This is a genomic window from Parafannyhessea umbonata (assembly GCF_012844235.1).
Lineage (GTDB): Bacteria > Actinomycetota > Coriobacteriia > Coriobacteriales > Atopobiaceae > Parafannyhessea.
Map to the genome: position 1 here is coordinate 32999 of NZ_JABAGR010000002.1, position 19972 is coordinate 52970.

Consider the following 19972-nt stretch of genomic DNA (forward strand, 5'->3'; position numbering starts at 1 on the left):
CTTAAGATTCCTTTACACTTCTAAGGGGTCAGTCTCCGGGCTGGCCCCTTTTTCGTCTGACTTGCCGCCTGGGCGATGCTGCCCGGGCGGTCCACGCGTTAGGAACCACCCTTGATCGCAAACGACCCCGGAACCTCCTCCCTTCCAACCAGCCTCTCCGCCACCGTCTTCTCGAGCGTGCTGCTCGTCGTTGCCTACTCCGTCGCGGACGTGCTCGTGCGCACAAACCGGAGGCGTCGCCTCATGGGCGAGGCGGCACGTCACGACGGCCAGCGCGGCTACGTCCGCACGCTCGTGAGCGTGCTCGAGCCCAGCGTCGTGGCGTGGACCGTCGTCCCCATCGCGCTTCTGGCCACGCTGCAGTCCATGGTGAGCCAGGGCCTGTTCACGGGCGGGAACTCCGTCGACCGGCTGTCTGCCGTCACGTTTGCGGGCATCGCGCTCCTGCTCGTGCGAAACCGGCTCGCGGCGCTCGCCTCGGCCTGGGGGGCGCGTACGGACGCGCGCTCCGCGGGCGAGAAGGACGCGGACGCCTCGGACGAAGACTCGCTGCGGCGGCTCGACGGTGCCGGCGCCGCGCGGTTTCTGCGCTCTAACCTGAGGGCGCTGCACGCCGGCGCCACCGTCGTCATCCTGGTCGCCATCTCCATCCTGAGCGCGCTTGCCATCGAGATCCCGTCGAACGATGCCATCGAATCCCTTGCGGCGCGCTACTTCCTGCTGGAGGCCGCCATCGTCCTGCTTGTGGTGGTGACGGCGTACTTCCTCTCGCTCGGCCATGGTGCGGGCCCTGCGATCGTTGCGGTCGCGTGCCTGGTCATCGGCATAGCCGAGTACTTCGTCATCCTGTTCAGGAACTCCGCCATCACGTTTTCCGACCTTCACGCGCTCGGCACCGCGGCGGAGGTGAGCTCCGGCTACACGTTCACCCTCACGGACGACGTGGCGGTCGCGGCGACGTACGCCATGGTCGCGTACGTGCTCGCCGGCTACCTGGTGCCATGGGCGCCCGCGCGTCGCGACGTGCCGTGGTGGCGCCGGCGCTGCGCCACGAACCTGGCGGCCGGCGCCGTGGCGTGCGCCGCCACGCTCGCGCTGGTGCTCGTGCCCAACTACCGCACCGCGTTTGGCGTGAACATAAGCTACTGGGACAGCGTGGCCAGCTACAAGCAGTACGGCTTCCTGCCCTCGTTCGTGATGGGCGTGCGCGAGGCCCAGATCAGGCGCCCCGCGGACTATCGCGAGTCCCGCGCGAAGAGGCTCGAGAAGAGCTACGCCGCCAAGTTCGATGCCCAGAACAACACGGACGCCCGCAAGGCCGCGGAACAGCAGTTTGCCCAGGCCAAGCCCACGGTCATAGCCGTGATGAACGAGTCCTTCTCGGACATGTCCGTGTTCGAGGACATAAAGGCCGCCGGCTACGACGGGCCGCAGTACCTTAAATACGGTCTCACGGACTCGCTGCAGCAGGGCGCGCTCGACGTGTCCGTGCGCGGCGGCGGTACGTGCAACAGCGAGTTCGAGTTCCTGACGGGCATATCCATGGGCTTCGTGCCGGCAAACGTCTTCCCGTACCAGACGTACAGCCTCGGCCGCGTGGATAACCTAGCGCGGCAGTTCAAAGCGCTGGGCTACAAGACGACCGCGCTCCATCCCAACCTGGGCACGAACTGGAACCGCAACATGGCCTACCGCGAGCTGGGCTTCGACCGCTTCCTGGACATCGACTCCTTCCCGAGGGACGCGCCCACGCTCCACGCGGGGGTGCGCGACTCCGTCACGTACGACAAGGTGCTCGACCTTGTGGAGAAGGGCGACGGCCCGCAGTTCATACTCGACGTCACCATGCAGAACCACGGCGGCTACAACCTGCGCAACACGCCGGCGGACATCCTGACGGGCTACAACGTGGAGGGCGCGGGCAACAACGACGACCTGAACGAGTACCTCTCGGTCATTGGCGCGTCCGACGAGGACCTGCGCGCGTTCGTGGAGCGCCTGCGCAACATTGGCAAGCCCGTCGTGCTCGTGTTCTTTGGCGACCACCAGCCCGGCATCTCGCCGGCGTACAACGACGCGTCGTACCCGGGCGAGGAGGAGCCCGGCCACTCGGCGCACACGTACCAGACGCGCTACGTGATCTGGGCAAACTACGACGTCGCGGGACGCGACCAGTTTGCGGCCGACGCGACGGTCTCCGCGTCCAACCTCGGCGCGACCCTGATGAACGCCATCGGCGCGCCGCTCAGCCGCTACCAGAAGGCCGAGCTCTTCTCGACCACCGTCGTTCCGCAGGTCAGTTCGCTGGGCTACCAGGCGCCCGACGGCACGTGGCATGCGATGTCCGACGCCCAGGGCTCCCAGGAGAAGGACCTTGCGGACCTGCGCACCATGTTCTACTACGAGTTTGGCTCGCGCGTGTAGGCGCCGGCCGCGCCGCACGCCGAATCGCGTCCGCCCGGGGGCCCTCCCTCTTCCATACTGAAGGCGGGGAAGCCCCCGCGCCCGTGCGCCGCACCGTGGCGGGAGGCCGCCTCACGGCCACGACCTGGGAGGATGCGATGTTCTGTCCAAGCTGCGGGAAGAGCGTTCCCGACGGAGCGAAGTTCTGCACGAACTGCGGCCGCGACCTGACGGCGCCCGCACCGGATGCGCCGGCGGCACCCACGCCCACGCCGGCGAAGAGGCCGACGCCAAGGTGGCTCATTGCGCTCGTGGCCGTGCTTGCTGTTGCCGTGGTGGGCGTTGGCTCATACGCGCTGACGCGCGCGGCCACGGAGCCGGGCGCGGACGCGTCGCAGACGGTGCGGAAGAAGGCCGACGACGGCAAGAAGTCCGCAAAGCCCACGGGCGGAGCGAAGGCTGATGCGGGGAAGTCCGACGCCTCCGACACGTCTGGCGCGGACAACGCGGGCTCTGGCGCGAACTCTGGCGCGGACGAGAAGGACGGCGGTGCCGGCGGCAACGCCGCCACGGGCGACGCGTCCTACGTGGTCCGTGCGGAAGGCTATCAGTTTGCACTGCCGAGCTATTGGCGTGGCAAGGTGGACGTGGTCGTGGACGAGGACGAGGTGGAGGTCTATCCCAAGGGATACGCGCCGGCCGCGGGAGACGACCACGACAAGGGGGCGCTGGCGTCGCTAGAGCTTGAGGACGGGACTGAGCCCGACGTCGCCGGCGACATCGGCAACTTCCTGGTGTTCAGCCAGACCCTGGGCGGCCAGCACGTAGAGGTGTGGGCCACGAACTGGCCGTGGCTCGTGGCGAGCGGCAACGCCGGCGACACCGGGGTCTCGAGCACCAGCGAGCTTCGTGCGCTCGTGGACCTGTCCACCGGCGGCTCGCTCACCTATGACGATGCGGTGAGGCGCGGCGAGGGAGATGACCTCGTGGGCATGGGGGCGCACAACTACCTTTCGGCCGTGCCCTGGGACATAAAGGCCGTGGGCGCGGGCGCCTAGGACGTGGGGCCGGGCCCGTGGGGCTCCTCGCCCGTGGTGCCTCGCTCGCGCATCTGGTCCACGATGTCCTGCAGCGTCTTGCTGTCGAGGTAGGATGCCGTGACCTTGCCTAGGTCGCGCCACATGGTGACCGTGGGGCACGTCTCGAACTGCGGGCAGATGCGGTCGTTCGTGCAGTCCAGGCAGTCGACGGGCGCGAGCGAGCCCTCCGCGGCGCGCAGGATGGCGCCGAGCGTGTACTGGCTGGGGTCGCGCGTGAGGCGATATCCGCCGCCCTTGCCGCGCAGGCTCTCCACGAAGCCCGCCTTGTGCATGAGCGAGACCACCTGCTCGAGGTACTTGCGCGATATGCCCTGGCGCTTGGCGACGTCGCCGAGCGAGACCCAGCCGGGGTGCGTCGCGAGGTCGCCCATGATGCGCAGGGCATAGCGTCCCTTTGTGGAGAACATGGAGGCCATGGCGACTACTCCTGCCCGTCGTGGGTGTGGGGCGGCATGACACAGCTTGCCGTGGCGGTGGAGCCGGGCTTGTCCGATCCGTTCTGGAGCATCTCCTCGAGCGTGCGCCACGCGAGCTCCGCGCACTTCACGCGCGCAGGCATGTGACTCACGTCCTTGAGGGAGGCCGCCTCGTCCAGGGCGGCGAGCTTGGAGTCGTCCGTCTCCTCGCCGCGGACCATGCGGCCGAAGAGCCGGCAGAGCTCGATGGCCTCCTGGGGAGTCTTGTCGACCATGAGGTCGCTCATCATGTCGGCCGAGGCCTGGCTCACGGCACAGCCGTGGCCCTGGTACGCGGCCTCCTCGATGCGGCCGTCGTCCCCGATGCGCACGGAGAACGTGAGCTCGTCCCCGCAGGAGGGGTTCACGCCGTGGTGCGTGAGGGTGGGGTCGTCCATCTGGTACTTGTAGTCTGGGTGAGCCACGTGGTCCATGAACTGGGCGTTGTAGAGGCTCGCCGGAGTAGAGCGGTCCATGTTACGCCTTTCCCGTGACGGCACCGCCGAAGAGAGACCAGACCCTGTCCAGCCCCTCGACGAGCCTGTCGACGTCCTGCTTGTCGTTATAGAAGGCCACGCTGGCGCGGCACGTGGCGCCGTTCTCCACCTTGAGGTAGCTGAGCAGCGGCTGCGCGCAGTGGTGGCCGGCGCGGATGCACACCTGCGACATGTCCAGGATGGACGCAACGTCGTGCGGGTGCACGCCGCGCACGTTGAACGCCACCGCGCCCACGTGGCGGCTGCCGTCCGCCGGGCCGATGAGGTCGACGTAGGGCAGCGCCGCCAGCGAGTCGCACAGGTAGGTCGCGAGCTCGCGCTCGCGGCGCTCCAGCGCGTCCATGCCGTGGCCGGTGAGGTAGTCGATCGCGACGCCCGTCGCGAACGAGCCGGCCGCGTCCTGCGTGCCGGCCTCGAACTTCTGGGGCACCGGCGCCCATACGGCATCCGTCTCGGTCACGGCGTCGATCATCTCGCCGCCCGTGAGGAACGGCGGCATGGCGTCGAGCACCTCGGGCTTTCCCCACAGCACGCCGATGCCCATGGGGCCGCCGAGCTTGTGTGCCGAGAAGGCCAGGAGGTCGCAGTCGAGGTCTTTCACGTCGACCGCGATGTGGGGGACGGACTGCGCGCCGTCGACCACCATGTACGCGCCGACCTCGTGCGCACGGCGCGCGATGGCCTTGACGTCGTTCTGGACGCCGAGGACGTTGGAGACCTGCGTGACGGAGACGATCTTGGTGTGCGGACCGATCTTGGCGGCGACCTCCTCCGGCGTGATGCGGAAGTCCTCGTTCGGGCGCAGGTAGGTGAGCTTTGCGCCCGTGCGCCTGCACAGCTGCTGCCACGGGATCAGGTTGGAGTGGTGCTCCATGATGCTGATGACGACCTCGTCGTCCGGGCCGAGCACGACCTTCGGACCAAGGGTCCTCGCGACGAGGTTCAGCGACTCGGACGCGTTGCGCGTGAAGACGATCTGACTGCCCTGGGGGTTGCCCTTCTCGTCCACCGCGCCGATGAAGCGGGCGATTTTGTTGCGGGCCTCGTCGATTGCGGACGTCGCCTCGACGGAGAGGCGGTACAGGCCGCGCAGCGGGTTCGCGTTCATGGTGGTGTAGAACTCGCGCATGGCGTCGAGCACGACCCCGGGGCGCTGCGCCGTGGCCGCGCTGTCGAGGAACGTGAGGTCCGGGTTCTGGGAGAGGAGCGGGAAGTCTGCCTTGTAGGGGCTCTTCTCGATGTCCTTGAGCTGCTGCTCGCTAAGCATTGCTTGCATCCTCCCTGCTAGTGGGTGCGGTGGGTTCGGCATTAGCGGGAAGCTCGATGCCGAGGGTGTCGATGAGGTCGCAAGCGACCTCCTGGCCGAGGGTGGCCGCGGCGCGCTCGAAGACGGCCTTGCGGGCGAGCGGATGGGCGGCCTCGATGAGGGCGTCGTCGAACAGGGCACGGACGAAGAGGTCCTGCGCCTGCTCGCGCGAGAGGCCGCGGCCCATGAGGTAGTCCATCTGCTGGGGGTCGACGGAGCCGATCGTGGCGCCGTGGTTGCCCTGGACGTCGTCCTCGTCGCACAGGATGACGGGCATGGTCTTGTTGACGACGTCGTCTCCGTTCACGAGCACGGACTCGATCTCGTTGCCCTTGGAGCCGGAGCCGCCGTGGATGAGGTCGATTGTGGCGCGCAGCGACTTGTGCGCGGCGTCGTTGAGGATGCCGGACTCGCGCACGTCCGCGCGGCCGTTCTTGCCGGCCATGCGCACGACGTGGTTGATGTCGAGTACCTGGGTGCCCTGGCCGAGGTAGTGGCTCTGGAGGTCGACGCGGGCGTCGTCGCCCCTGAGCGCACAGCAGATGCCCGCGGCCGTGGTGCCCGCCCCGAGGAAGAACTGGCGGACCTCGACCGTGGCGCCCTCGTCCGCGGAGATGCCAACGGACTCGAGGTGCTGGTGGGCGTCGCCCTCGGCGACGACCTCGACGAGCCTGAGGCGCGCGCCGGACTCGACGACGATCCTGACGAGGGCGGCGGAGGTGCGCTTGACGTCGTCCGCGCCGTGGGAGACCACGACGACGGTGGCGTCGGCGTCGTGGCGGACCATGACGCCGCAGTCGCTGACGACGCACGCGTTGGAGTCCACGTCCACGACGATGGGGGCATGGTTCTTCTCGCCCGCCCTGACCTCGACGTAGGTGGCGTCGGCGGCCTGGGAGGTAACCCAGTCGGTCACCTTGGGGCCCATGCCGGTCTCGACCTTGTCGAACAGGCGGGGGAGCGCGAAGTAGACGTCACCCTTGCGGGACAGCTTGGGGACGGTGAGGGTGATGTCGTTGGTCTTGAGGTAGTTCCAGGTCTGCGCGGGCGGCGTGTTGACGCGCTCGAGGGTGACCATGGGCTCCGTCTTGGTGTTGTCTGCCATTAGCCGATCGCCCCTTCCATCTCTATCTTGATCAGGTTGTTCATCTCGACGGCGTACTCGAGCGGGAGCTCCTTGGAGACCGGGTCGGCGAAGCCGTTGACGACCATGGTCCTGGCCTCGGCCTCGGAGCAGCCGCGGCTCATGAGGTAGAGGACCGTGTCGTCGGAGATGCGCCCGATGGTGGCCTCGTGGCCGACCTGGGCGGTGTTGTTGCGGATGTCCATCTGCGGGATGGTGTCGGACCGGCTGATGTCGTCGAGCATGAGCGACGAGCAGCTGACCGTGGCGCGGGCGTTCTGGGCGTCCTTGCCGACGAAGACGGACGAGCGGAACGTGTTGACGCCGCCGTCCTTTGAGATGGACTTCGCGTCCGCGGAGACGTTAGTGTCCTTGCCAAGCAGGATGAACTTGCAGCCGGTGTCGAGGTCCTGCGTGGCGCCGGAGAACGTGATGCCCGTGTACTCGCAGCTGCCGCGGTCGCCCTTGAGGATCGTGGTGGGGTAGAGGTAGCTGACGTGGCTGCCGAACGACCCCGACACCCACTCCATCTTGGAGTCGGCGCCGACGGTGGCGCGCTTGGTGTTGAGGTTGTACATGTTCTTGGACCAGTTCTCGATCGTGGAGTAGCGCAGGCGCGCGTGGTCCTTCACGAAGAGCTCGACCGCGCCGGCGTGGAGGTTCGCCTCGTAGTACTTGGGTGCGGAGCAGCCCTCGATGAAGTGGAGGTCCGCACCGGGCTCGACGATGATGAGCGTGTGCTCGAACTGGCCGGCGCCCTGGGCGTTGAGGCGGAAGTAGCTCTGGAGCGGGTAGTCCAGGTGCACGTCCTTGGGGACGTACACGAACGAGCCGCCGGACCACACGGCGTAGTGCAGCGCCGCGAACTTGTGGTCGGTGGGCGGGATGAGCGTGCCGAAGTACTCGTGCACGACGGGCTCCCACTTGGGGTCGTGGAGCGCGTCCTCGATCGTGGTGTAGACGACGCCCTGCTTCGCGACCTCCTCGCGCATGTTGTGGTACACGATCTCGGAGTCGTACTGGGCACCGACGCCCGCGAGGGACTCGCGCTCGGCCTCGGGGATGCCGAGGCGCTCGAACGTGTCCTTGATGTCGGCGGGGACGTCGTTCCAGTCCTTGGCCTGCTTCGTCTTGGGGCTGACGTACGTGGAGATGTGGTCCATGTCGAGCCCGGCGATGCTGGGTCCCCAGTTGGGGGCCATCTGCTTGTCCTGGTAGATCTCGAGCGCCTTCAGGCGCATGTCGAGCATCCACTGGGGCTCGTCCTTCTTGGCGCTGATGGAGCGCACGATGTCGGGCGTGAGGCCGTCGGCGTAGCGCTCGTATCCCTCCTCCGACTTCACGAAGTCGTAGAGGGAGCGGTCGACGTCCTCGACCTCGGTCCTCTTGCTCTTCTCGGCCATTGCTACGCCTCGACCTTCTGGCCAGCGGGCGCCTGCTCGAAGCGGGCGAAGCCGTTCTGGTCGATGTCGTCGATGAGCGATGCGGGACCCTCGGCGACGAGGTGGCCCTTGACCATGACGTGGGTCTTGTCGACGTCGAGCTTCTCGAGGATGCGGGTGTTGTGCGTGATCATGAGCAGGGCGCCGTCGCACTCCTTACGGTAGGCCTCGATGCCGCGGCTGACCACGGAGAGGGCGTCGACGTCCAGTCCGGAGTCGGTCTCGTCGAGGATGGCGAGCTTCGGCTGGAGGAGAAGGAGCTGGAGCATCTCGACCTTCTTCTTCTCGCCGCCGGAGAAGCCGACGTTAAGCTCGCGCGTGAGGAAGCCCTGGTCCATGTCGAGCTGGTCGCAGATCTCGCCGACGCGCTGACGGAACTTGCGCGCGGTGGTCTTGAGCTCCGGGCGCATCTGAGTGATGGTGCGCAGGAAGCTGTACAGGGGGACGCCGGGGACCTCGACGGGAGCTTGGTAGCTGAGGAAGATGCCGGCGAGCGAGCGCTTGTCGGGGGTCTTGTCCGTGATGTCCTCGCCGTCGAAGGAGATGGTGCCGCCGGTCACCTTGTAGACGGGGTCGCCCATGATCACGTGGCCGAGCGTGGACTTGCCTGCGCCGTTTGGCCCCATGAGGACGTGGGTCTCGCCCGCGCCCACGGAAAGGTCGATGCCATGGAGGATGGGCTTCTCGTCCGTACCTGCGGAAAGCCCTGAGATGGTGAGTAGCTGTGACATGACGCCTCTCTCTGCTTCGGGAAGTTCCGAATTGTCTGTGCCGGGGCGGTCGCGTGTCTGTCGTGGCGGTCTCGGCGTAAATCCTACTTACGAAGGGGGATTTTACCCCGACGTGCGCGGTGTTTTCAATCGTTTGGGGCATGTTTTTCTTTGGTCACAGCTAATTCATGGTGCAGAGGTGGGAATTTGAGTGTGGGCGCCGGCGCCTCGGGCACGCACCCGGCCCCAGTTCGCGGGATCCTGCAATGTCGTGGCGGGTGCGTACCTGCCGCCGCACACACCCGGCCCCAGTTTGCGCGACCCCGCAATCTCGACCCCGGTGCGTTGCGCAAAGAGGGACCCCGTGCCACGAAGTCGCGGGTGTGCTTCGCGAAATGCAAGAATCCCACGGGTGTGCTACGCCCGCGCTTGGTTCGATTCCGCATGATCGCAGGTAGGTTGCCCGAGCCATAAAACGCTTAACCATCACGGGGTCACACACCACGGGGTTCCTGCCACGGCGGCCCCAGGGGCGCAACGCACCCGGCCCGAGTTCGCACGATTCCGCAATGTCGGGTCGGGTGTGTGCGGCGCGACCGAGGTCCCGGGCACGCACCCGCGCCGAGTTCGCACGACTCTGCAAGGTCGACCCGGGTGTGTGCAGTGGCGTGAAGCCAACGGGTACGCACCGGCTGCGAGTTTGCGAAACCCTGTAAGATTAGCCGCGGTGCGTGCAGAGACTTTTTGGATGTGGGCATGTACCTGAACTCGGTAGCGATGGCCTGCCGCCTCGCCGTCGGTGGTCGACTGGGTGCAACAACTTGTTTCGTATGCGAAAAGACCCGTGCATCAAGATCAACTGCGGGCGTGAGGAATCCTCGAATGGGTGCCGCGGCAGATTGAGAAGTGATTTCGGATGGCGTTATGTGGTGCCTCGCTTGCGTTGGAAGCGCTTAGCGCGGCAGTCTCAGAGGCAACGCCCATGAGGCGCTTTTCCACACGACCTCTCCCGACTTTAAGACTTGGGACGGGTGGGGAAGAATCCTGTTTAAGAGGGCGTTCCTCTTCCCACTTATTGCCGGGGTGCTCTTTCGCAGACGGTATCCAATTGCCTGCGCGATGTCCATCACGAGGCGGTTTCTGAGCGAGCTGGTTATCACTTGCGTAATGGTTACGTTGAATAGGGTGCAACCTTCGCTCTTAAGGACATACTCCCTCGTAACGTCTCGATTGACGTCTTCGTGGTAGGGCTTTCCGAGGTATTCGATCGCCACATTGGGTTTTGGGTAATAGAGGTCGACCACATAGTAGGGGGTTCCTGCGACTGCGGATGATTGTGCCGAGAGCTCAACCGTCTGGTTGAGCATGGGCTTCGGAAGCCCATACCCTCCCATCCTCCTGCTTGCAGACAGCAGTATGGCAGTGGAGGTTTCCATGGGCGATCTGGATTCCTCGAACACCCACCGCAAGGCTCTGCGCGCTTTCGCCGCGTTCTTCACGTTCTTGAACTGGGAGAGAAAGCTGTCAAGCCTTCTAATCGTCGTCAGGCGTGGTCTTTTCACGAACCCAGCCTCGCACTCGCAGGGGTAGTACCTGCCGCATAAGCTGCAACCCAGGAGTGCGAGCTCTATTTCATCAAGGCTGTTCGCCATCTGCAGGAAAGCGAACTCCGGAGTCGACAGGTAGATTCCCTCATCAAGCCTGACGATGGCATTTGCTGGCAGTGCGCGTCCCCAAGAATGTCGTATGCAGATGCCGTTCCTTCTCCGGCTGGCCCCCCTTGGAACAAGAATGTCTATGGGCTTGACGCTCTCCTGGTCCCATTCGGCGAGTGCACATACCGTTGGGAGTATGGCCTCTGTCTCTCTGATGACGTTGGTGCGGTTGGCCTCGAAATCTGGCTGAAGGTCAGCCTCGTCACGTCCGCCCGCGACGAGCGGCCAAATGCTGGGGCTGCACATAAGCCACAGCGCCGTCGTATGTGAGATGCAGATGCTCATGCGGGCATGATGGCACGCGGCGCTCGCAGATGGTTCGCGCCAGACTTCCCGCTAGCTGCACCCGTTGGCGCCTTTCGTCTCGTACCTTTCGTTTTCGCAGGTAAACGCCCTGGGCGAGAAGAACGTCCATCCGCGCTCGACCCTCTGTGCCCACTGCCAGCCGCCCGTCCTCCATGGGAACAACACGATGCGCCCCGTAGGCATGCGTCCGCGGCGCGTCCCCTGCCGGTCGTACCCTGCCGCCGCCCGAGCGCTCTGGCGTCCGCGGCGCGTCCCCTGCCGGTCGCGTCCTGCCGCCGTCGTGTCTGCTAGTATTTCTCGTGTCGGGGGCGTCGGCTCGGGGCCAACGCGGCCACGGCGGGGGAGAAGGCCATCTTGGACGCTTGGCACTCGTTCGGAAAGTTCATCGGCGCCCACATGGCGCCCATCGCCATCGCGTGCGTCGTGGCGGCGTGCGCGTTTCCCGCGCAGCTGTCCCACCTCGCGCCCGCCGTCCCGTGGCTCTTCGCGCTCGTGTCCTTTCAGGGTGCACTCACCAACGGCCTTCGCAATCTGGCAGAGGCCGCAAGGCGGCCGGCCCCCATGCTGATCACGATCGCCTTCGCGTCCGGCGTGATGCCGGTCGTCGCGTTTCTGCTGGCCAGGGCCCTGTTTGGCAGCAGCGTGCACCTGGTTACCGGCATCGTGCTCGAATACAGCGTTCCCGTCGCGGCAATCTCCACCATGTGGATATCGATGTACGGGGGCAACGTCGCGCGGGGTCTGGCAACGCTCATGGTCTCGTCCGTCATCGCCCCGGTGACCATACCCGCCACGCTGCAGGTCCTTCTCGGCCATGCCGTGCGCGTCGACGCCTTACCCATGGTGCTCAACGTCGTGCTCACCGTCGCGCTCCCCGCCGTCCTCGGCATGGTCCTGAACGACGCCACGCGCGGATGGGCCGCCCGGCGTCTCTCGCCGGACCTCATGCCGGCGGCGCGGGTCGCCATCGTCCTGGTCATCGCCTCCAACGCAACGTCCGCGGCTCCGTACCTCACCAACCTCACGTCCCGTCTCGTGGGCGTCCTGGTCTTCATCCTGCTGTTCGCGTCCACGGGCTATCTCGCGGGGCTCGCCCTCGCGCGCGTTGCCGGGCAGGACGTCCCCGGCACGGTGTCCATGGTCTTCCAGTGCGGCATGCGCAACATCTCGTGCGGCGCGGTCATCGCGGCGCAGTTCTTCCCGCCGGCGGTCATGTTCCCCGTCGTGGCGGGCACACTGTTCCAGCAGGTGCTTGCCGCAACGTACGGCAAGGTCATGGGCAGGGTCCTCGGCGTCCGGCCCGATGCGCCCGCCCCTGGCGACGCAACGTCCGCGCCAACAGCACCGGCGGCGCACTGACGGCCTTCTCGACCCCCGGCCGGCCTCACCTTCCGGAGCGGCCCGTGCGCCGCTCCTCTCCGTCGGCACGGCGGTCCCCACCTCGTCCCTCCACCCCATGCAGAAAGGCCGCACGCATGCGTTTGCAAGATTTCGCATCCAAGATCTTCTCGTCCAACCTCCTCTCAAAGCCGGAAGCCCGCACCGTGGCGTCAAACTTCCTCATGCAGCTGGGACTTCAGGCCATATACTTCGTGGGCATCATCGGATGCGCCACCTACGACCTGGGTGCCGATGCGCTCGTCGTCTCCTCGCTCGTTCTGGTGCTCAACGTCATGCTCGTGGTCATGAGCTTCGTGGCAGGCCCCCTGGTCGACGCCGTGGGTCCCAGGCGCACGCTCGCGGCCACGCTTTCCGTCATGGCGGTGGCGGGTCTCGCCGGCTGGCTCCTGCCGCTGAGCTACGCGCTTCTCTACGCCCTTGCCGCCGTGCAGGGCGCGGCGTTCGGCGTCGGGAGCACCTCCATGGACGCCTATCCGCGCTTCGTGTCTGACGACCCGCGCTACCTGCAGAGGGTCAACAGCCTCGTCTACACCGCCACCAGCGTGGCCGTCATCGCGGGGCCAGCGCTCGGCGGCCTCATCGTGAGCGCGCTTCCCACAAAGTGCGACTTCGCGATCATGGCGTTCGCGTCGCTTCCGGCGCTCGCGCTCGTCTGGGCAACGGTCGAGAAGATCGCGCCCTCTCGGCAGCGGCCGGCGTCCGGGGAGGCCGGCACCGCGGGCACGGGCGACGGCGACCCCGACCTTAAGGCGCGCCCCGCGACCGGCGCGCGCGGGTTTCTCGGCGACCTTGCCGAGGGCGTGCGCATCACCTGGCAGAGCGAGGGCCTGCGCACGCTCTTCCTCATCGGGTTCCTGGGGTTCTTCGCGTACGGCGCGTTCGACTCGCTCGAGTCGCTGTTCTACCGCGACGTGCTGCGCGCCGGCGCGCAGTGGATGGGATGGCTCTCCGCGATAGCGGGCGTCGGCGGCACGCTGGGCTCGCTTGCGGTCCTGCGGATCCCCTCGCGCAGGCTCGACATGACGGCGCTGTCCGCGATGCTCCTCGTCACGGGGGTGGGGTCCATGCTATACGTCGGCACGGCGTCCGTCGCGTGGGCGTGCGTGGGCCAGCTGGTCAGCGGGCTGGGCTTTGGCGCCATGGGGCCAACGCGCACCACGCTCGCGCAGGCGCGCTGCGACGTCGCCCACGTCGGGCGCGTCACGTCCGTCATGCGCGTCGGCATGAACAGCGCGGGCGTGCTGCCGCTGCTGGTGGCACCGTTCGTGGCGGACGCCCTTGGCGTGCAGGCCACGCTGTTCGCGGCGTCGGCCATGGTCGCTGCCGTGGCGGCGCTGTTCGTGGCGCGCACCCGCTCGCGCCGCGAGCTCCTGGGCTAGCGTCTTGCGCCGGCCGCGTCGCCGGCGTGACTGCAACGTAACGGTGCGGTTGCGCCCCGCGCCGGCGCGGCGCCCGCCCGGCCGGCTTTGCGTATCATGGTCGTGACACACGTGCGGCACGCCGTGCCGCAGACCCAACCTGCAAGGAGGGCAGACATGGCACTGTCCCAAGACGACGTGGCGGGCATCGCGGACTACGCGCGCATCGCGCTCACGCCGGACGAGCTCGAGCAGATGACCACGTACATGAACGAGGCCGTCGAGCTGCTCGAGCCCATTCGCGAGTACGACCTCGAGGGCGTCGAGCCAACGTTTCACCCAATCGGGGACCTCTCCAACGTCATGGGGGCAGACGTTGTGGACGATTCCGTCCGCGCGCTGCCCATCGACCGGGCGCTCGAGAACGCGCCGTCCGCGCACGGCCGCTACTTCCGCGTGCCCTCCATCCTGGGCGACTCAGAGGAGGACTTCTGATGGCGAGCCTCGACTCACTTTCCGCCGCGCAGATCGCGGCTGGCGTCCGCAACGGAGACTTCACGGCCACGGAGGTGGCACAGGCCGCGCTGGACGCCATAGACGGCCGCGAGAAGGACGTCCAGGCGTTTCTGCAGGTCTCCGCGGACCTCGCGCTGAAGGCTGCCGCGCAGACGGATGCGCGTCGCGCCGCGGGCGAGAAGATCGGCCCCCTTGCCGGCGTGCCCGTGGCCTTCAAGGACAACATGCACCTGGTCGGGACGCGCACCACCTGCGCGTCCAGGATGCTCGAGAACTACGAGTCCGTGTTCACGGCCACGTGCGTGCGGCGCATGCTCGACGCGGGCGCCACGCCCGTCGGCAAGGCCAACATGGACGAGTTCGCGTTCGGAAGCACCACGGAGTCATCCGCGTTCCACCGCACCAACAACCCGTGGGACACCTCGCGCGTGCCGGGCGGGTCGTCGGGCGGATCTGCCGCGGCCGTCGCCGCGGGCGAGGCCACGCTCGCGCTTGGCTCCGATACGGGCGGCTCCATCCGCCAGCCGGCCAGCTTCTGCGGCGTCGTGGGCATGAAGCCCACGTACGGCGCCGTCAGCCGCTACGGCGTCGTCGCGTTTGGCTCCTCGCTCGACCAGGTGGGCCCGTTCGGCCGTCGCGTGGAGGACGTCGCCCTCGCCATGAACGCGCTCACCGCGCCCGGCCGCGACCCGCTGGACTCCACCAGCCAGGACTGCGCCGTCGACTTCCTCGAGCACCTCGACGATCCGGTCGAGGGCCTTTCGGTCGGCGTGGTGCCGCAGCTCATGGAGGCGAAGGGCCTCTCGCAGGAGGTGCGCGACGCACTCGCGGCCGCGCTCGACTCCCTGCGGGACCAGGGCGCCCGCGTCGTGGAGGTCGACCTCCCCAACATCGCGTCCGCCATCGCCGCGTACTACGTCATCGCCCCGTGCGAGGCGTTCAGCAACCTCGCGCGCTTCGACGGCGTGCGCTATGGCTACCAGGAGCCCGACTGCGCCACGCTCGCGCAGCAGACGTCGCTCTCGCGCGCCCACGGCTTCGGCGAGGAGGCGAAGCGCCGCCAGATGCTCGGCGCGTACCTGCTCTCCAGTGGCGTGTACGAGAAGTACTACTATCCCGCGCAGCAGGTCCGCACCCTCATCACGCAGGACTACGCCCGCGCGTACCAAAGCTGCGACGTCATCCTGCTGCCAAGCGCCCCCACGACGGCGTGGCGCTTCGGCGACGTGAGCGACCCCACGCAGATGTACGCGTCCGACATGTTCACGATCTCCAACAACATCTGCGGCAACGGCGGCGTCTCGGTTCCGCTGGGTCTTTCCGCCCAGACGCACATGCCCGTCTCGGCGCAGCTGCAGGGCCCCGCGTTCAGCGACCGCAGACTGCTCCGGTTCGCCCGTGCGATCGAGCGCGGGGTTGACCAGGGCCTAGGCCTGGGGGGCGGCGCCCCCGTCGCGCCCGCGTTCGCCGGAAGGGGAGGTGACCTGTGATGAGGAAGCTCGAGGACGTCCTCAAGGACTGGGAGGCCGTGATCGGCCTCGAGGTGCACACGGAGCTCACCGCGCTCGACACTAAGATGTTCTGCAACTGCCGGCTTTCGCACGACGACCCGCCCAACACGAACGTGTGCCCCGTCTGCCTGGGCATGCCCGGCGCGCTGCCGGTGCCAAACCGCAAGGCCATCCAGTCCATCGTGATGGCCGGCCTTGCCACCAACTGCCAGATCATGAAGCATTCCATGTTCTATCGCAAGCACTACTTCTATCCGGACATGGCTAAGAACTTCCAGACCACGCAGGGCCCGGTCGCGTTCTGCATGCACGGTCACCTGGACCTCGAGGTCGAGGGCGCCGGCGCCGCGGAGCGCCCCCTGTGGGAGGACGTCGCCGCGGACGGCGAGACCCCCATCGCGCGCGCGGAAGACGGCTCGTACACGGTGCCCATCCGCATCCTGCGCATCCACATGGAGGAGGACGCCGCGAAGATGGTCCACTCCGGTGGCGAGGAGGGCCGCATCACCGGCGCGTCCGAGTCGTTCATCGACTACAACCGCTGCGGCACGCCACTCATCGAGCTCGTGACGGAGCCCGACCTCCGCACGCCGGAGGAGGCGCGCCTGTTCATGGAGAAGCTGCAGCAGACGTTCAAGACGCTCGGCATCAGCGACTGCTCGCTCGAGAACGGCTCCATGCGCTGCGACGGCAACATCAGCCTGCGCCGCCGCGGCGAGACCCGCCTTGGCACCAAGGCCGAGATGAAGAACATCAACTCGTTCAAGAGCCTGCACGACGCGCTCGAGTATGAAATCTGCCGCCAGGCGGAGGTGCTGGAGGAAGGTGGCATCATCTACCAGGAGACCCGCCACTGGGAACCCAGTCGCCGCCGCACCGTCGTCATGCGCGTCAAGGAGACCGCGGACGATTACCGCCTGTTCCCGGACCCCGACCTCGCGCCGTTCGACCTGACGGACGACTTCATCGAGGAGGCCCGCGCTCGCATCCCGGAGCTTCCGGACGCCAAGGCGGCCCGCTACGTGGCGGAGCTGGGACTGAAGCGCGCCGACGCCCGCCAGATCGCCGGCGACCCCGCCGTCGCGTCCTTTTTCGAGGAGGCGCTCGAGGGCGCGCCGGCGAAGGTCGTGGCAACCATCGCCAACGTGATGGTGAACCTGGCGCCGAGCTTCGATGCACTGACTCCCGCGCAGGTGAGGGGGGTCGCCGGGCTTCTCGCCGAGGACGCCATCACCTTCGCCCAGGCGCGCGAGGTGCTCGAGGCGGTCAACGGCACCGACGAGGACCCGGAGCGCGTGGTGGACGAGCGCGGCATGCGCCAGGTGACGGACACGGCGGCGCTCGAGCCCATCGTGGACGAGGTTCTCGCACGCTGCACCGACCAGGTCCAGCAGTACCATGACGGCAACAAGAAGGTCGTGGGCTACCTGGTGGGGCAGTGCATGAAGGCGAGCCATGGCACCGGCAACCCCAAGCTGTTCAACAAGCTGCTAACCGCGCGGCTCGAGGCGTGATCGACGAGGGGACCATCGCAGCGGCCACCTAGCGTCCCGCAAGGATCGTGAGCGCCTCCCGGCACCACTGCTGGGGGGCGCTCGCGCGCGGCGTGCGCGCGGCCACGGGCACAAGCGTCACGCCCTGGCGCCGCGCGCACCGAAGCGCGCGCCACAGGTGGTAGTCGTTCGACACCACGCACAGCTGCCGCCCCGCAAGCCCTGCGTCGCGTAGCGCCTCGAGCGAGAAGGACACGTTCTGCCTGGTGTTCGCGGCACGTGGCTCCAACAGGAGCTGTGTTGCCGGCACGCCTCGATCCCGCAGGTAGCGGGCCATGGCCTCCGCCTCAGTCGGCTCGCCGGGCCGTGTGGCCGAGACACCGCCCGAAAGCACGGCCACGCGGCCGGGATGTCCAAGCAGAAGGCTCGCGGCCACGTCGAGCCTTCGGGCCAGCGTCTGGCAGGGCCTGCCGTCGCGCACGGCGGCGCCAAGCACTATGAGCACGCTCTTCTCGCCCGGCGCGGGCGCGTTTGCGTACGCTGCGCGCATCCTGGCGAACACGTACCCAAACACGGCGGTGCAGGCGATGCCCAGCGCAAGCGCCGCAACCGCAAGCACGCGCAGCGGCGGGGACGTGACCGTCGCGGACGTCGCGAGGGGAGCTGCCGCCGCGCCGGCGGACGCGACGGCGACGGGCGCCATGCCGATGGTGGGACGGCCGGGATGCCGTGCGAGGTAGGCTGCGTTCGAGGCGCACGAAGCCGCGAAGGCGAGCGCGCAGGCAACCCAAAGGAACGTGCTCGGGCGCGGCGCCCCGGCGGGAAGCGCCATCGCGAGAAACGCGACGCCAAGCGCAAGCGAGGCCGCGCAAACGGCGTAGACCACAGGTCGCCAGCGGCGCTCGGAGCCTTCGAGCGTGGAGGCTCGCGCAGGGCGCACGGCGACAGCCCCGCGTGCCCCATGCGAGGACGCTTGAGGGTGGCTTGAGGGTTTAGCTGGGCGTTTGTTCATAACTGCTCCAAATTGTCTGCACATTCACGAAGCCCCCACGACGCTTAACGCCTGCTTCGGGACGGCTTGGGGATACCTAAAAACCTGCGTGCCATCTGGTAAAAGGCTCCCTTCTCGCATTCGAGGGACATGCGGTCCAAAACGGGTGAGCCAGGGTCATGACGACGTGCGCGCGGCGGATTTTGGGAAGCGACGTCCTCAAAATGATAGAATCTTCGGGACCTTACAAACGACGATGCAATACGAAAGAGGCGGGTTTTGAAGCGAAATAAGGCCCAAAAAGCTATAGCTGCCGCACTCTCCGCGACGCTAGTCTTCTCCGGCGCAGCCGTTCCTGCGCTCGCAACTCCCTCCAGCTCCGAGCTGAAGTCACAGCTGAGTGACGCCCAGGCGAAGCTGAACAGCCTATACGCTAAGGCGGAGCAGGCCTCCGAGGACCTGAACCAGACGAAGGTAGAGCTCGACCAGACGAACTCCAAGATCAACTCCCTTAACTCCGACATCGAGAAGACGCAGGCGGAGCTGAAGGAGAAGCAGGCCGTCCTGAGCAAGCGCGTTGCCGCGAACTACAAGTATGGCGACACCGACCTGCTGAGCATCCTGCTTGGCTCCGACTCGTTCGACACGCTTACGAGCAACATCGTGTACGCGAACAAGGTGAGCGAGAAGGACTCCAACGCCATCAACGACGTCAAGACGCTCGAGAGCCAGCTGTCGTCCCAGAAGTCCGAGCTCGAGGAGCAGAAGGCCTCCCAGGAGAAGCTCGTGGCCGACAAGAAGGCCCAGAGCGAGGCCTTGAACGCGCAGTCCCAGAAGGCGCAGGACTACGTGAACAGCCTGAGCTCCGAGGTGCAGAAGGCGCTTGCCGAGGAGCAGGCGGCGCGTGAGGCCGCGGCGAAGAAGGCTGCCGAGGAGGCTGCCGCGAAGGCCCAGGCCAACGGCGGCGCGTACTACACGCCCGATAACAACGCGAGCACCCAAGGCAACGCAAACTCCAACAAGGGCAACTCCGATTCCGGCAAGAGCAACAACTCCGGTTCGAACTCGAGCAAGGGGAACACCAATTCCGGCACGAACTCGAACAAGGGCAACGGTGGCTCGGGCTCCAACGCGGGCGCCAGCTCGAACAAGGGCAACGGCAACGCGGGCGCCAGCTCGAACAAGGGCAACGGTGGCTCGAGCTCCAATGCGGGAGGCAGCTCGAACAAGGGCAGCTCCAGCGTCTCCGGCGCATGGCGCAACACCGTCATCGCGGCGGCGACGCGCATGGTCGGCGGCACCTACGTCTGGGGTGCCTCTGACCCCGGTTCCAAGACGTTCGACTGCTCGGGACTTACGAGCTATGCGTACGGCGTCGCGGGCATCGGCATCAGCCACAGCTCCGCGTCGCAGTCCTCGTTCTGCACGAAGCCGATCTCCCAGGCGGTGCCTGGCGACGTCGTCTGGCGTCCCGGCCACGTGGGCATCTACATTGGTGGAGGTGCCACGATTGAGGCGTTCTCGCCCAGCCAGGGCATCGGCTACGGCAGCGTGAGCAGCTTCTCCAGGTGCGGCTCGCCCGTGTAGGCTGTGGGTCGGCATTAGAAAAACTTGTTTGAGAAGGGCGCGTCCAAGGGGCGTGCCC

16 protein-coding genes are annotated in these 19972 nt (G+C 67.1%); 8 read left to right on the forward strand and 8 right to left on the reverse strand.

Translation table 11 applies throughout. The annotated features are described in order from the left end of the window. The first annotated feature begins 111 nt into the window (after positions 1-111). Together HF885_RS02035 and HF885_RS02040 are read left to right on the forward strand one after the other, a co-directional pair. Positions 112-2424 carry an LTA synthase family protein gene (locus HF885_RS02035; RefSeq protein WP_170103315.1) on the forward strand — a complete coding sequence of 771 codons (2313 nt, stop codon included), beginning with the start codon at positions 112-114 and terminating at the stop codon, positions 2422-2424. A gap of 137 nt (positions 2425-2561) precedes the next feature. Then, on the forward strand, positions 2562-3461 hold the full coding sequence (locus tag HF885_RS02040) for a zinc ribbon domain-containing protein (RefSeq protein ID WP_170103316.1): 900 nt from the start codon (positions 2562-2564) through the stop codon (positions 3459-3461). Here the strand turns inward: HF885_RS02040 and HF885_RS02045 are convergent. The 7 genes from HF885_RS02045 to HF885_RS02075 all read right to left on the reverse strand — a co-directional run bounded on the left by HF885_RS02045 (position 3458) and on the right by HF885_RS02075 (position 11036). Then, positions 3458-3919, reverse strand: coding sequence for an RrF2 family transcriptional regulator (locus HF885_RS02045; RefSeq protein WP_170103317.1), 462 nt, complete (start codon positions 3917-3919; stop codon positions 3458-3460). The two genes, HF885_RS02040 and HF885_RS02045, sit on opposite strands and share 4 nt — an antisense overlap. Before the next feature lie 5 nt (positions 3920-3924). Next, complete coding sequence (gene sufU / locus HF885_RS02050) at positions 3925-4434, reverse strand: Fe-S cluster assembly sulfur transfer protein SufU (protein WP_090861429.1); 510 nt, start codon at positions 4432-4434, stop codon at positions 3925-3927. A 1-nt stretch (position 4435) separates the two neighbouring features. Further along, entirely contained in the window at positions 4436-5722 is a 1287-nt protein-coding gene (locus tag HF885_RS02055) for a SufS family cysteine desulfurase (protein WP_328804308.1), read from the reverse strand. After that, the gene (locus tag HF885_RS02060; protein WP_170103319.1) at positions 5715-6866 is read right to left on the reverse strand and encodes a SufB/SufD family protein; all 1152 of its coding nucleotides are present in this window, start codon (positions 6864-6866) and stop codon (positions 5715-5717) included. The genes HF885_RS02055 and HF885_RS02060 overlap by 8 nt, the downstream gene beginning before the upstream one ends. Continuing rightward, the gene (gene sufB / locus HF885_RS02065; protein WP_170103320.1) at positions 6866-8287 is read right to left on the reverse strand and encodes a Fe-S cluster assembly protein SufB; all 1422 of its coding nucleotides are present in this window, start codon (positions 8285-8287) and stop codon (positions 6866-6868) included. Before sufB ends, HF885_RS02060 begins: the two co-directional genes overlap by 1 nt. Before the next feature lie 2 nt (positions 8288-8289). Next, the gene (gene sufC / locus HF885_RS02070; RefSeq protein WP_170103321.1) at positions 8290-9057 is read right to left on the reverse strand and encodes a Fe-S cluster assembly ATPase SufC; all 768 of its coding nucleotides are present in this window, start codon (positions 9055-9057) and stop codon (positions 8290-8292) included. A 932-nt stretch (positions 9058-9989) separates the two neighbouring features. After that, entirely contained in the window at positions 9990-11036 is a 1047-nt protein-coding gene (locus tag HF885_RS02075) for a hypothetical protein (RefSeq protein ID WP_170103322.1), read from the reverse strand. A gap of 375 nt (positions 11037-11411) precedes the next feature. On the opposite strand from HF885_RS02075, the gene HF885_RS02080 reads away from it, so the two are divergent. From HF885_RS02080 to gatB, 5 genes are all read left to right on the forward strand, one after another. Next, positions 11412-12416: a bile acid:sodium symporter family protein gene (locus HF885_RS02080; RefSeq protein WP_170103323.1), complete on the forward strand. Its 1005-nt coding sequence runs from the start codon at positions 11412-11414 to the stop codon at positions 12414-12416. A 116-nt stretch (positions 12417-12532) separates the two neighbouring features. Continuing rightward, on the forward strand, positions 12533-13837 hold the full coding sequence (locus HF885_RS02085; RefSeq protein WP_170103324.1) for an MFS transporter: 1305 nt from the start codon (positions 12533-12535) through the stop codon (positions 13835-13837). A 156-nt stretch (positions 13838-13993) separates the two neighbouring features. Further along, positions 13994-14311, forward strand: a complete 318-nt coding sequence (gene gatC / locus HF885_RS02090; protein ID WP_170103325.1) for an Asp-tRNA(Asn)/Glu-tRNA(Gln) amidotransferase subunit GatC — start codon at positions 13994-13996, stop codon at positions 14309-14311. Then, entirely contained in the window at positions 14311-15822 is a 1512-nt protein-coding gene (gene gatA / locus HF885_RS02095) for an Asp-tRNA(Asn)/Glu-tRNA(Gln) amidotransferase subunit GatA (RefSeq protein ID WP_170103326.1), read from the forward strand. Before gatC ends, gatA begins: the two co-directional genes overlap by 1 nt. Beyond that, complete coding sequence (gene gatB / locus HF885_RS02100; protein WP_170103327.1) at positions 15822-17357, forward strand: Asp-tRNA(Asn)/Glu-tRNA(Gln) amidotransferase subunit GatB; 1536 nt, start codon at positions 15822-15824, stop codon at positions 17355-17357. The genes gatA and gatB overlap by 1 nt, the downstream gene beginning before the upstream one ends. Positions 17358-17385: 28 nt before the next feature. Here gatB and HF885_RS10620 read toward each other — a convergent pair whose 3' ends face one another. Next, positions 17386-18222 carry a YdcF family protein gene (locus tag HF885_RS10620; RefSeq protein ID WP_170103328.1) on the reverse strand — a complete coding sequence of 279 codons (837 nt, stop codon included), beginning with the start codon at positions 18220-18222 and terminating at the stop codon, positions 17386-17388. A 384-nt stretch (positions 18223-18606) separates the two neighbouring features. On the opposite strand from HF885_RS10620, the gene HF885_RS02110 reads away from it, so the two are divergent. Next, on the forward strand, positions 18607-19914 hold the full coding sequence (locus HF885_RS02110) for an NlpC/P60 family protein (RefSeq protein WP_170103329.1): 1308 nt from the start codon (positions 18607-18609) through the stop codon (positions 19912-19914). The last annotated feature ends 58 nt before the right edge of the window (positions 19915-19972 follow it).

Coding starts and splice junctions, on each gene's coding strand:
- HF885_RS02085 (WP_170103324.1), top strand. CDS start 12,533: ATGCGTTTGCAAGATTTCGCATCCAAGATCTTCTCGTCCAACCTCCTC.
- HF885_RS02055 (WP_328804308.1), bottom strand. CDS start 5,722: ATGCTTAGCGAGCAGCAGCTCAAGGACATCGAGAAGAGCCCCTACAAG.
- sufU (WP_090861429.1), bottom strand. CDS start 4,434: ATGGACCGCTCTACTCCGGCGAGCCTCTACAACGCCCAGTTCATGGAC.
- gatA (WP_170103326.1), top strand. CDS start 14,311: ATGGCGAGCCTCGACTCACTTTCCGCCGCGCAGATCGCGGCTGGCGTC.
- HF885_RS02045 (WP_170103317.1), bottom strand. CDS start 3,919: ATGGCCTCCATGTTCTCCACAAAGGGACGCTATGCCCTGCGCATCATG.
- sufC (WP_170103321.1), bottom strand. CDS start 9,057: ATGTCACAGCTACTCACCATCTCAGGGCTTTCCGCAGGTACGGACGAG.
- HF885_RS02040 (WP_170103316.1), top strand. CDS start 2,562: ATGTTCTGTCCAAGCTGCGGGAAGAGCGTTCCCGACGGAGCGAAGTTC.
- gatB (WP_170103327.1), top strand. CDS start 15,822: ATGAGGAAGCTCGAGGACGTCCTCAAGGACTGGGAGGCCGTGATCGGC.
- HF885_RS02075 (WP_170103322.1), bottom strand. CDS start 11,036: ATGAGCATCTGCATCTCACATACGACGGCGCTGTGGCTTATGTGCAGC.
- sufB (WP_170103320.1), bottom strand. CDS start 8,287: ATGGCCGAGAAGAGCAAGAGGACCGAGGTCGAGGACGTCGACCGCTCC.
- HF885_RS02060 (WP_170103319.1), bottom strand. CDS start 6,866: ATGGCAGACAACACCAAGACGGAGCCCATGGTCACCCTCGAGCGCGTC.
- gatC (WP_170103325.1), top strand. CDS start 13,994: ATGGCACTGTCCCAAGACGACGTGGCGGGCATCGCGGACTACGCGCGC.